Annotated in this window: 10 protein-coding genes and 2 pseudogenes; 7 read left to right on the forward strand and 5 right to left on the reverse strand. The window is 69.1% G+C overall.

Going from position 1 to position 12274, the window contains the following annotated elements:
• Both AB0D57_RS36870 and xylA read right to left on the reverse strand, forming a co-directional pair.
• A partial coding sequence (locus tag AB0D57_RS36870) for a hypothetical protein (RefSeq protein ID WP_362083658.1) occupies window positions 1-404 on the reverse strand: 404 nt, incomplete at its 3' end.
• Between the two features lie 458 nt (window positions 405-862).
• The gene (gene xylA, locus AB0D57_RS36875) at window positions 863-2029 is read right to left on the reverse strand and encodes a xylose isomerase (RefSeq protein WP_362083661.1); all 1167 of its coding nucleotides are present in this window, start codon (window positions 2027-2029) and stop codon (window positions 863-865) included.
• Between the two features lie 164 nt (window positions 2030-2193).
• Between xylA and xylB the strand changes: the two genes are divergently transcribed.
• From xylB to AB0D57_RS36910, 7 genes and pseudogenes are all read left to right on the forward strand, one after another.
• Entirely contained in the window at window positions 2194-3639 is a 1446-nt protein-coding gene (gene xylB, locus AB0D57_RS36880; protein WP_362083664.1) for a xylulokinase, read from the forward strand.
• A gap of 55 nt (window positions 3640-3694) precedes the next feature.
• Window positions 3695-4903, forward strand: a complete 1209-nt coding sequence (locus tag AB0D57_RS36885; protein WP_362083667.1) for an ROK family transcriptional regulator — start codon at window positions 3695-3697, stop codon at window positions 4901-4903.
• A 210-nt stretch (window positions 4904-5113) separates the two neighbouring features.
• Window positions 5114-5242, forward strand: a complete 129-nt coding sequence (locus tag AB0D57_RS36890; protein WP_362083670.1) for a hypothetical protein — start codon at window positions 5114-5116, stop codon at window positions 5240-5242.
• A pseudogene (locus AB0D57_RS36895) lies at window positions 5239-5523 on the forward strand (acetamidase/formamidase family protein); the annotation flags it as partial. The gene AB0D57_RS36890 and the pseudogene AB0D57_RS36895, both read left to right, overlap by 4 nt.
• Window positions 5524-5656: 133 nt before the next feature.
• Window positions 5657-6256 carry an N-acetylmuramoyl-L-alanine amidase gene (locus tag AB0D57_RS36900; RefSeq protein ID WP_362083673.1) on the forward strand — a complete coding sequence of 200 codons (600 nt, stop codon included), beginning with the start codon at window positions 5657-5659 and terminating at the stop codon, window positions 6254-6256.
• Window positions 6257-6343: 87 nt separating this feature from the next.
• Window positions 6344-7672 carry a GAF domain-containing protein gene (locus tag AB0D57_RS36905; protein ID WP_362083676.1) on the forward strand — a complete coding sequence of 443 codons (1329 nt, stop codon included), beginning with the start codon at window positions 6344-6346 and terminating at the stop codon, window positions 7670-7672.
• Between the two features lie 56 nt (window positions 7673-7728).
• Complete coding sequence (locus tag AB0D57_RS36910) at window positions 7729-9252, forward strand: aldehyde dehydrogenase family protein (RefSeq protein WP_362083680.1); 1524 nt, start codon at window positions 7729-7731, stop codon at window positions 9250-9252.
• 61 nt (window positions 9253-9313) lie between these two features.
• On the opposite strand, the gene AB0D57_RS36915 is transcribed toward AB0D57_RS36910, so the two are convergent.
• The 3 genes and pseudogenes from AB0D57_RS36915 to AB0D57_RS36925 form a co-directional block, all read right to left on the reverse strand.
• Window positions 9314-10816 (reverse strand): integrase, encoded by a 1503-nt coding sequence (locus AB0D57_RS36915; protein WP_362083683.1) that lies wholly within the window; start codon window positions 10814-10816, stop codon window positions 9314-9316.
• Between the two features lie 1152 nt (window positions 10817-11968).
• Window positions 11969-12049, reverse strand: a pseudogene (locus AB0D57_RS36920) (IS5/IS1182 family transposase); the annotation flags it as partial.
• A 31-nt stretch (window positions 12050-12080) separates the two neighbouring features.
• Window positions 12081-12230: a hypothetical protein gene (locus tag AB0D57_RS36925; protein WP_362083686.1), complete on the reverse strand. Its 150-nt coding sequence runs from the start codon at window positions 12228-12230 to the stop codon at window positions 12081-12083.
• Between the last annotated feature and the right edge of the window lie 44 nt (window positions 12231-12274).

The following is a 12274-nucleotide window of genomic DNA, read 5'->3' on the forward strand; positions in this document are numbered from 1 at the left end:
CGGCCCACGCCCCGAAAACCTGAATACACGTCTTCGGCTTCGTGCGGCGCGCCGCACGACCGCTTGGCCACCTGCCCGAGCCGACCGGCACTGGTGTTGAAACATTCGCCCGTCTTCAGCATGTAGTACGGCACTTCGTCTTTCGCCAGGGTCGGAATGAGCGATTCCAAATCGCCCGGCAGGCCGCTGGGAAAGCCGCTCGGCAGCTCCGAGGGCAACTCCGAGGGGAAGGATGAGGGCAGTTCGGTGGGCAGCTCGGACGGGATGCTCAGCGATGGGGCCGGCGTGCCAGGTGTGCCCTGACCGCCACTCTCGGTGGGCGCCTTCTTTTCGGGCGTGTCGCTGCTGCCGCGTGTCATCAGCACCACGACGACGACTCCGAGAGCCACGATCACCGCAAGCACGAGGAACAGGGGGTTGCGGCGCCGTCCTCCACGATGACCCCCAGGCCCGCCCGACGACGGGGGCGGCTGCCCGCCACCACCCTGCCCGGGCGGCCAACCGCCGCCCCACGACGGGGGATCGTCACCACCAGGAGGGGGGCCATAGCCTCCAGAAGGAGGCCCGTAGCCTCCGGGCGGCGGGCCGTAGCCTCCGGGCGGCGGGCCGAAGCCACCGCCCTCTGGCGGCTGCGTGTTTCCCGGCGGTCGGGGCGGCAAGGGCGGTAAGGGCGGCGTGGCCATACCGTCAAGAGTCGCCTCGAACCGGTCACGAGGCGACCCCTGTGCGGAAGTTGATACGGACTCATGCTACGGATCGCACGATTCCGGATAATTCCAAATAGAGATCGCAGAGATCTACGGCAAGAGACGTGGGCCCGAACCCAGCAGGAAACGAGCCGCACGCCTCTTCGCGGCCACGATCAGCCGCGCGCGCCGAGCAGGTGGTCCATGGCGAGCTGGTCCAGACGCTCGAAGGCCATCCCGCGCGCGGCGGCCGCCTCCGCGTCGAACTCCTCGAAGGCCGCACGGTCCGCGAGCAGCCCCTTCAGGCCGTCCGCCGCGGTGGGCTGCGCCAGCTCGTCGAGCCGGGACGCGCGCAGCGCCTCCTGCACCTCCGGGTCGGCGCGGAAGGCCGTCGCCCGCTCACGCAGGATCAGGTAGTTGCGCATGCATCCTGCCGCCGAGGCCCACACTCCCTCGAAGTCCTCGGTCCGCGGAGGCTTGAAGTCGAAGTGCTTCGGCCCCGCGTACCCGGCGGTCTCCAGGAGGTCGACCAGCCAGAACGCGGAGCGCAGATCGCCGGCCCCGAATCGCAGGTCCTGGTCGTACTTGATGCCGGACTGGCCGTTGAGGTCGATGTGGAAGAGCTTGCCCGCCCACAGGGCCTGCGCGATGCCGTGCGGGAAGTTCAGCCCGGCCATCTGCTCGTGACCGACCTCGGGGTTGACGCCGTACAGCTCGGGGCGCTCCAGCCGCTCGATGAAGGCGAGCGCGTGGCCGACGGTGGGCAGCAGGATGTCGCCGCGCGGCTCGTTCGGCTTCGGCTCGATCGCGAACTTCAGGTCGTAGCCCTGGGAGGTCACGTACTCGCCGAGGAGGTCGAAGGCCTCCTTCATGCGGTCGAGGGCGACACGTACGTCCTTGGCGGCGCCGGACTCGGCGCCTTCACGGCCGCCCCAGGCCACATACGTCTGCGCGCCCAGCTCGACCGCGAGGTCGATGTTGCGGATCGTCTTGCGCAGCGCGTAGCGGCGCACATCCCGGTCGTTCGCGGTGAACGCGCCGTCCTTGAAGACGGGGTGCGTGAAGAGGTTGGTGGTGGCCATCGGCACCCGCATGCCGGTCGCGTCGAGGGCCTGGCGGAATCGCTTGATGTGCGACTCACGCTCGCTGTCCGAGGATCCGAAGGGGATCAGGTCGTCGTCGTGGAAGGTCACGCCGTAGGCGCCGAGCTCGGCCAGGCGCTGCACCGACTCGACCGGGTCCAGGGCGGGCCGGGTGGCGTCGCCGAACGGGTCCCTTCCCTGCCAGCCGACGGTCCACAGGCCGAAGGTGAACCTGTCCTCGGGGGTGGGCTGGTAGTTCATGCCGCGGCTCCTTGCTAGCTCCGACTATTTCGTCATGGCGCTTTACAAATTAGTATGCGAAGGCGTCTCTGGGAAGAGACGAAGTACGAAACCTGGGCCGTGCCGGTCCGGGGAGCCCCACAACCAGGACAGATCCCGCGGAGCCGCGGAAGAGGGAGAGCCCGATGTCAGCAGCCGAGGGTCCGCTCGTCGTCGGGGTGGACACATCCACCCAGTCCACCAAGGCCCTGGTCGTCGACGCATCGACCGGACGGGTGGTGGCGAGCGGGCAGGCGCCGCACACCGTCTCCACGGGGGCGAGCCGCGAGAGCGACCCGCGACAGTGGTGGGACGCGCTCCGCGAGGCGCTGCACCAGTGCGGGGACGCGGCCCACGAGGCCGCGGCCGTGTCGATCGGTGGTCAGCAGCACGGGCTCGTCACACTCGACGCCCAGGGCAACCCCGTACGCCCGGCCCTGCTGTGGAACGACGTGCGCTCGGCGCCGCAGGCGCGCCGGCTGGGCAAGGAGCTGGGCGGCCCGAAGGTCTGGGCCGAGCGGACCGGTCTTGTGCCCGGCGCGTCCTTCACGGTCACAAAGTGGGCTTGGCTGGCCGAGAACGAGCCGGACGCGGTCCGCGCCACCGCTGCCGTTCGGCTGCCGCACGACTACCTCACCGAACGCCTCACGGGAGAGGGCACGACCGACCGCGGCGATGCCTCCGGTACCGGCTGGTGGGCATCCGGGACCGAGCGTTACGACGAGGAGATCCTCGCCCACGTCGGCCTCGACCCGGCCCTGCTCCCCCGTGTCGTCCGGCCCGGCGAGGTGGCCGGCACCGTGCACGCCCGCGATGAGCTGCCCTTCTCCAAGGGCACGCTGGTCGCCGCCGGCACCGGCGACAACGCGGCCGCCGCCCTCGGCCTGGGGTTGCGCCCCGGCACCGCGGTGCTGAGCCTCGGCACCTCCGGCACGGTGTACGCCGTCTCGACGCGACGCCCCGCCGACCCGACCGGCACGGTCGCGGGCTTCGCCGACGCGCGCGGCGACTGGCTTCCGTTGGCCTGCACGCTGAACTGCACGCTCGCCGTCGACCGCGTCGCAGCACTGCTGGGCCTGGACCGGGAGGCCGTCGAACCCGGCACGGGCGTGACCTTGCTCCCCTACCTGGACGGCGAGCGCACCCCGGACCTGCCGCACGCCTCCGGGCTGCTGCACGGTCTGAGGCACGACACGACCGGCGGGCAGCTGTTGCAGGCGGCGTACGACGGCGCGGTTCACTCACTGCTGGGCGCCCTCGACCTGGTGCTCGACGCGGACGCCGACCGCTCCGCTCCGCTGCTGCTGATCGGCGGCGGCGCGCGGGGAACGGCCTGGCAGCAGACCGTACGTCGACTGTCGGGGCGTCCGGTTCAGGTGCCCGAGGCCAAAGAACTGGTCGCGCTGGGCGCCGCCGCGCAGGCCGCGGGCCTGCTGACCGGCGAGGACCCGGCCGCGGTCGCGCGTCGCTGGGACACGGCCCGTGGGCCCGTGCTCGACGCCGTGGAGCGGGACGAGGAGACGCTCGCGAGGATCACCGGGGTACTCTCCGACGCAGCCCCGCTGCTGGAGCGGGAGCCGAAGAGGAACTGACCGGCACTGACGGGACCGCCCCGAGGGGACCGGCCGGACGAGGACTGACGGAGGCATGACCGCACCGCTGCACGAGGCCCATCCGACCGGTTCCGGCCGTCGGCTGCCCGACACCCAACAGGGCATGCGCCGCCGCAACCTCTCCCGCGTCATGCACACCGTGAACGCGGAGGGACCGCTGTCGCGTGCCGCCGTCGCCTCACGCATCGGTCTGACGCGAGCGGCGGTCTCGACGCTGGTGGACGAGCTGATCCGCTCGGGGCTCCTCGAAGAGCTGGGCCCCGAGCGGCCCGGCCGGGTGGGACGGCCGGGTTCGGCACTCGCCGTCAGCGGGCGCGGTCCGGCCGGCATCGGCGCGGAGGTGGGCGTCGACCATCTCGCCGTGTGCGCGGTCGATCTGCGCGGTGCGGTGCGGGTGCGGGCGGTGCGGCACGGCACGAACCGCGGTCGGCCGCCGGGGCCGGTGATCGAGGAGCTGACCACGCTGGTGCGTCAGGTCATCGCCGAGGCCGAGCGTGAAGGGCTCTGGCCGGCGGGCCTCGCGATCGCCGTGCCCGGTCTGGTGGCACGCGATGCCCGGACCGTGGTCCGCGCCCCCAACCTCGACTGGCACGACACGGACCTCGGCACGCTGCTCCCCGGGGAGCTTCCGCTGACCGTGGACAACGAGGCCAACTTCGGCGGCCTCGCGGAACTCTGGCTCGGCGACGCGACGCCGCCCGACTTCCTGCATGTGTCGGCGGAGATCGGCATCGGTGCGGCAGTGCTCGTGGACGGGCGGCTGCTGCGCGGAACGCGAGGTTTCGCGGGCGAGTTGGGGCATGTACCGGTACGTCCGGAGGGGCCGGAGTGCCCGTGCGGCGGACGCGGATGCCTCGAGCAGTACGCGGGCGAGGAGGCCGTCCTGCGCAGGGCCGGTCTGGAACCGGGCGAGGACCGCGTCGGGCTGCTGGCCGAGCGCGCCGCCGAAGGTGACGCGGAGGTACGACGTGCCCTGCGCGACGCCGGAACCGCGCTCGGCATCGCACTGACCGGGGCGGTCAATCTGCTCGACCCGCAGGCCGTTGTGCTGGGTGGAGCACTGTCCGGCCTCGCGCCGTGGCTGCTTCCGTCGCTGGAGAGCGAGTTGGCGCGGCGTACGGCTGGTCCTGCCTGCACCGTGTCCGTCTCGAAACTGGGCCCGGAGGGGCCGCTGTTGGGTGCGGCGCACTCGGTGGTGCGGGCGGTGCTCGACGATCCGTCGGCGGTCGCGGGGCGGTCGTAGCGGACCGCCTGCGCGGCATTCGGAGTGCTCTCTCCCCCTCACGGGTGATCGGGTTGTCCACAGTCCTGGGTTTGTCCACCGAAGCACGCCCTGCCTTGCCTGCCCAACCGGCAAGCGCCGTACCGTAATTCACGCAAGGCGCAGCCGTCGGCCGACGGCTGGGATCCGGGCGGATCGGGGGGTCACATGGTGGGGTGAGGAGTCTGGACGATGGCCGAGGTCGTGGTACTGATCGTCCTGATGCGCCGTCACCCCGGGCGCATAGCCGCGACCACCCGTGTCCACCTCGACGAGATGTCATACCCCGACCTTCGGCAGAGCGGAGCCGTGCAACCATGAGTGACCCCCGGATCCTGACCGTGCGCCCCGAGCAGGGCGAGTATGCCTGGACGTTCGGCGGCGTGCCGCCCGTGGCGCGCATCGCTCCGGGCACGATCCTCGATCTGTACACGGAAGACTGCTTCGCCGGGCGGGTGCGCTCCGAGAAGGACCTGGTGTCCGAGGTGTGCGAGTTCCCGTTCCTCAATCCGCAGACGGGCCCCTTCCACGTGGAGGGCGCGGAGCCGGGCGATACGGTCGCGGTGCACTTCGTGTCGATCGAGCCGGCCCGCGACTGGGCGGTGGCAGCCGCGGCGCTCCGCCGCTGAGCGGGCGACGCTCCGACTCCCGGTCCGGCACGTTCCACTCCGCCAAGTCCGGAACATCAACCGTCAACCCACTCTCAACCCACCACTGTCGAAAGGCAGATGCTCCATGGAACGCGCCAGATCGTTCCCGAGTCGGCGACGGCTGCTCAAGGGCGCCGCCCTCGCCGCCCTCCCCTATGCGTTACTTCCCGGCCCACTAGCCACGGCAGAGACCACGGCCGTCGACTATCCGCTCGCCGAATGGGCACCGGCGAGCACCTCCAACTACACGGCGTCCAGCCGGCCGACGGCCTACTCGCTCGACTGCATCGTCATTCACGTCACGCAGGAGAACTACTCCGACACCGTTTCGATCTTCCAGAACCCCAAGAAGGCTGTGTCCGCGCACTACCTCGTACGATCGGCCGACGGACATGTCGCGCAGTGCGTCAGGGAGCACGACATCGGCTGGCACGCAGGAAACTGGGACTACAACACCCGCAGCATCGGCATCGAACACGAGGGTTGGGTGGAAGAGCCCGCTTATTTCACCGACGCCCTGTACGAGGAGTCGGCCAAGCTGACCGCCTCGATCTGCACGAAGTACGGCATCCCCAAAGACCGCGCGCACATCATCGGCCACTACGAGGTGCCGGGCACCGACCACACGGATCCCGGGCCCAACTGGGACTGGACCCGCTACATAAGGCTCGTCAACCTCGTCTGAGCGGAAGACCGCCGTCACAGAGCTTGTCCGGACCCGCACCGGAAGTGACGATGGTCCCCAGCCGGCATCTCCTTCCGGGAGGTTCAGTTGACCGACACGTGGGTGGCACTGGAACCGGGGGCCGATCCCGCCGAGCGGGTGCGGACACTGCGCCGCGCCCACGAGGCATTCATCGCGGCGGGCACGGTGCCGCGGCCGGTGCGCTCCGTGGTGGCCGATTCGTGGCGGCGTTCGGCACGGGCCGGTGTCGTGCCGGACGGGGCCGCGAGGGTGGAGATCTCGGACGGCGACCTCGGCTCCTACCGGGCGGAGCATCCACTGGCACAGGTGATGCCGCTCTTCCGTGAGCTCATGGGGACGTTCGCGGCGGACGGCGAACACCTCCTGGCGGTGTGCGACGCACAAGGCAGGCTGCTGTGGGTCGAGGGAGATCCGGCGACCCGGCGGCAGGCCGGGCGGATGAACTTCGTGCCGGGCGCGAGGTGGGCGGAGACATCGGTCGGCACGAACGCGCCGGGGACAGCGGTCGCCGTCGACCGGCCTGTGCAGGTGTTCGCAGCCGAGCACTTCATCCGCCGGGTCCAGCCCTGGACGTGCGCGGCGGCGCCGGTCCACGATCCGCGTACCGGGCGGGTGCTCGGCGCGGTGGACATCACCGGCGGCGACGGGCTCGCCCATCCCCACAGCCTCGGTTTCGTCCAGGCGGTGGCGCGTGCCGCCGAGTCCCAGTTGGCATTGCTCGCACCGGTGACGACGACGGCCGACACGGTCGAGCTGAGTGCGTTGGGCCGCGACGAGGCCGAACTGCTCATGGACGGGCGGAAGGCCAGGCTCAGCCGCAGGCACAGCGAGATCCTGGTGCTGCTGGCCGCGCACCCGGAGGGACTGTCGGGCGACGAATTGCTGTGCGCGCTGTACGAGGACGAGTTGGTGACGCCGGTGACGATCCGGGCCGAACTGACCCGCCTGCGGCGCCTCCTCGGCCCGGGCCTACTGGGCTCGCGCCCCTACCGGTTCACGGCGCCGGTCGAGTCCGACGTCGCTGTTGTGGAGCGGCGGCTCGGCACGGGCGCGGTCACGGCGGCCGCGGCGGCGTACGCCGGTCCGCTGTTGCCGGGTTCCCAGGCCCCGGCGGTGGTGCGGCTGCGGCGCCGGCTCGCCGACGGGCTGCGTGCGGCGCTCATCGCGCGTCGCGATCCCGACCTGCTGACGGATTGGGCGCATTCCTCGTGGGGCGAGGACGACCTCGACGTATGGAGGGCGCTGGCCGCGGTGCGTCCGACGGCGGCGGTGCGGGCGCGCCTGGACGAGCTGGAGTCCGAGCAAGCCGCACCTTCGGGCTGGACACATCCGACGCCCGGGAGGCGGGGCCGGATATCCGTGCCCGCAACGTTGTTGCAACGTCCCCGCTCCTAGCCTCGCGGCGAGAGCTGCCCAACGGCGGGCAGCGCTTCTCCGGGAGGCAGACCAGCATGACCCGTTACGCGGCGCCCGGCACCGAGGGCGCGATCGTCTCCTACCAGGCGCGTTATGACCACTTCATCGGCGGCGAGTACGTGCCGCCGGCTCGCGGGCAGTACTTCGAGAACCCGAGTCCGGTGAACGGGCAGCCGTTCACGGAGGTCGCGAGGGGCACCGCCGAGGACGTGGAGCGCGCACTGGACGCGGCCCACGCGGCGGCGCCCGGCTGGGGCCGCACCTCAGCCACCGCGCGCGGCGACATCCTGCTCAAGATCGCCGACCGGATGGAGGCGAACCTGGAGAAGCTGGCGGTCGCCGAGAGCTGGGAGAACGGCAAGCCGGTACGTGAGACGCTGGCCGCCGACATGCCGCTCGCCATCGACCACTTCCGCTACTTCGCGGGGGCGATCCGCGCCCAGGAGGGATCGCTCGGCGAGGTCGACGACGACACCGTGGCGTACCACTTCCACGAGCCGCTTGGCGTCGTCGCACAGATCATTCCGTGGAACTTCCCCCTCCTGATGGCGGTCTGGAAGCTCGCACCGGCACTGGCAGCGGGGAACGCGGTCGTCATCAAGCCCGCCGAGCAGACCCCGGCGTCCATCCACTACTGGATGAGCCTTGTCGCGGATCTGCTGCCGCCCGGCGTGGTCAACATCGTCAACGGCTTCGGCGAAGAGGCAGGCAAGCCGCTCGCGTCCAGCCCGCGCGTCGCGAAGGTGGCGTTCACGGGTGAGACCTCGACGGGGCGGCTGATCATGCAGTACGCCTCGGAGAACCTCAAGCCGGTCACGCTGGAACTCGGTGGCAAGTCCCCGAACATCTTCTTCGACGACGTCTGGGCCGCGGACGACGACTTCCGGGACAAGGCGCTCGAAGGCTTCACCATGTTCGCGCTCAACCAGGGCGAGGTGTGCACGTGTCCGTCGCGGGGGCTCGTCCAGCGCGGCCGCTACGGGGAGTTCCTGGAGGCGGCGGTCGCCCGCACAGAGCTGATCAAGCCGGGCCATCCGCTCGACACCGACACGATGATCGGCGCACAGGCCTCCACCGAGCAATTGGAGAAGATCCTCTCCTACCTGGACATCGGCCGACAGGAGGGCGCCAGGATCCTCACCGGCGGTGAACGCGTCGATTACGACGGGGAGTTGAAGGGAGGCTACTACGTCCAGCCGACGATCTTCGAGGGCGACAACCGGATGCGCGTCTTCCAGGAGGAGATCTTCGGCCCGGTCGTCTCGGTCACGTCGTTCGACGACTTCAACGACGCCATCAAGATCGCCAACGACACACCGTACGGCCTCGGGGCCGGCGTATGGACGCGCGACATCAACACCGCCTACCGCGCGGGCCGTTCGATCCAGGCCGGCCGAGTGTGGACGAACTGCTACCACGCGTACCCCGCGCACGCCGCGTTCGGTGGCTACAAGCAGTCCGGCATCGGCCGCGAGACGCACAAGATGATGCTGGAGCACTACCAGCAGACCAAGAACCTGCTCGTGTCATACTCGCCGAAGAAGCTGGGCTTCTTCTAGACGCAGAAAAAGGGCGCCTGACCAGGGCAGATGCCCGGCAGGCGCCCTTCTCAGCGCACATCTAAGCAGCGAGTCGAAACACGCCCTTACTCCCGATATCTCCCACCCGTATCCCAGCTCTGACCAGCAGTTCCGGGGCATTTCCGGGCCAAGGTCCCGCTAAGGCGCTCTCCGCATCGTCATCGTCCGTCGCCTCCTCCCATCGCCGCATGGAGTCTTCGATCAGGGTGTTGGCGTGGTTCCGCGCATCAGCCAGGAACTTGGCGTAGTAGCGGAAGAGAACCTGGATGCTCTGTCCAGCCCGGCGCGCACACTCTGCGGGGTCGACGCCGGAGGCCAACCAGAACGAGATGCCGGCGTGGCGCAGGTCGTAGGGACGCTTCGCCAGGTCAAGGGTGTGCTCGTCAAGCGTAAGAACAGCCTCACGCGCTCGCCCCCAGGTGATGCCGTACGCCGAGGCGTCGATGTAGTTCCCCTCTGCGTTGTGAAACAGGCGTCCGTCGGGTGCAACACCGAAGCTTCCTATGTGTTCGCGCAACATGCGGACGAGCACTGGAGGAATCGGCACCGGGCGTGTCGCCTTGACTGCCCGCCGCTTCAGGGAGTGGATCTCGTGGACGGCGCCGTCATCCGTCGATTCCTTACCGGCAGTCACGACGCCGCCCTTCAGGTTCAGAAGGCCCCAGCCGCTCGCTGGTAGACGGCACTGGGATTTCTGTAGATGGATCACCTCGGCTGGGCGCATGGCGGCGTAGTACATGCAGCCGAAGAAGGCGTACAGATGAGGGCCACGGCCGGGTAGGGCTCTGACTGCGGCTAGCAGTCTGGCAACCTGAGCAGGGTTCGGCACGCAGTCGGGATCGACTTCATCGGCGACTTCCGGCGCCGTCCAGCGAAGACCGATCAGCGGGTTCTGCGCGAAGTATCCGCGTTCAACGGCTACACCAAACACCTCGTTGACCGCAGCCTTCTTTCGCTTCACGGTCTTCGCAGCAGCGGCCGTTCCATCGACCTTCCGACAGAGCGCGTCGAGGCCACGCCTCAGCACATCGGGATCATCCAACTCACCTACAGGCAGCGAGTGGCGCTGCAGCCAGTCCAATGCCGCCTGCCACTCTTCTGACGCATCGACCTTCCAGGCGTTCTTGTTGAAGGCCCAGGAGTAGAGCGCTCGCCGCAGCACGCGGGGCGCCTGGTAGCTGGCTCCTGGTTCAACGAAGGCTGGCGTGATGGTCGCCAAGGCATCTGCCAGCGTGCGTCGCGTGTTCCCTGGTGTTCGGTCCCACCGTTGCTCGATGTACTCCCGGGCCAGGACGTACCAAGTGATCCGCTGCTTCAGTGCCCGAAGTTCGGAGGCCGGAAGACCCGTCCGGGCATCGAAGGGTTCGCCGTCGCGAGCGGCGGTCATGAGCTTGGCGCGACGGCTCTCCGCCAGCCCCTTGGTGAAGAAGGACTCGAACTTTTCACGCCCGTTGACCGTCCAACGGACCTCAAATCCCTTGCAGCGGTCGGGCCGCTCGCGAATGTCCCAGAATCGGGGTTCACCATTGGGTAGCTTGATCATTCGGGGTGCCTGGCCGCGAGCGCGTAGGCGGTAGAAGGCCGATTGACTCATCCGGATTTCCGCTAGAACCTCGGCGAGCTTGAGCGCAGGTGGACGAGCCATTGATGTTTCCTCGGGGATTCCGGATTTGTCGGCCGCCCAAGCGGCAACGCGCAACTTGCACCCACTCCGTCACGGCTGATGTGCAGGCGCTGTCAATTGCGGGTGCGGGGCACCGACATGAAGGGCTGTAGTGTCCGAAGGGCTCCACCGCCAAGCACAGCCGCTGCGAACACCCTCAATGGTCGTCACGATCGCCGGTTTGGCTAACCGGCAATCGTGGTCTATGTTGTGCGTCCCCGCAGGGAAATTCACGGACGATTACTGGCGGGCAAAACTCAGGGAGCCCGCCGGTACGATCGGAGGACGGGGTCGCGCCGTCCGTCACGAGCACCCCCAGCCCGTCGTCAATGAGCCGGTCAAGGTCGCGTGCAACAACGTGCTCGGGAGCAGCGACGACTCGGGCTACATGTCTGGGTGGGGCCGCAGGTGTGTCGCGATGTGCGCGAGGACCGCTCGGTCCCGGCGGTAGCCATGTTGCAGCAAGTCCTCGCCGACCAACACGGCCGCACAGACACAGAAGCACAGCGCCGCGGAGGAGCGCCGTAGTTCTCTCGCTCCGATGTGGTCCATACGTTCGGGGCTCCAAGTGCCAAGCGGATCGGGGCGATGAATCGGGCGGATTAGAGGGTCGGGGTCTTTGCGATGAGATCGGGCAGCATGAGGTGCCGTCCGCCGTCACAGCCGACCTGTCCATAGGCCGACTCGCAAGCCTGGATATCCTCACTGACCTGGTTTTTTCCGGGACGTTGTACGTTGACATGCTCTCGGAGCAGGTTCCAGTCTTTCCAGGCTCTTTCTCATCTGCCGTGGGCGAATGCCAAGCCGAGGGAAGGCCAACGGGAACGTCAGGCGGTGCTTCCTTGGGAGAGGAGCAGCCGGGCATGCTCCGCGTTCGCCTGGCTCGGTCGCACCGTGACGCCGGCACGCACGGCGCCAGCGAGGTCGCGCACGGCTGGCTGGCCGCGCCAACGCCGGGCCGGTTCATGCCTGCCCGCGGGGTGCAGGGCCGGGCGGCGCGTCATGACCACGGTCATCGACCAGGGTGCGGCGTTCGGAGTCGCGCGCCAGGCGGCGGGTGCGCATCAGGTGGGCGAAGAGGCGCTCGACGATCCACCGCTTGGGCAGCACCACGCAGCGGCGCATGCATCGCTGCGCTTGGCGATCACCAGGACCAGCAAGTTTTTTGGGCGTCGGCGACTTGGCGCAGCAGGCCCTCGACGTGCACGATCCCGTCCCTCAAGAGCAGGACGGTGAAGTGCGGTTCAATTGGAACGGCGGCTGCCTCCGCCGGAGATGCGATGTGCTCGGTCATCGGGAGACCACTCCTTGCGTTCGGGTGCGCTGTCCCGAATAGAG

The organism is Streptomyces sp. NPDC048275 (assembly GCF_040652275.1).
Taxonomy (GTDB): Bacteria; Actinomycetota; Actinomycetes; order Streptomycetales; family Streptomycetaceae; genus Streptomyces.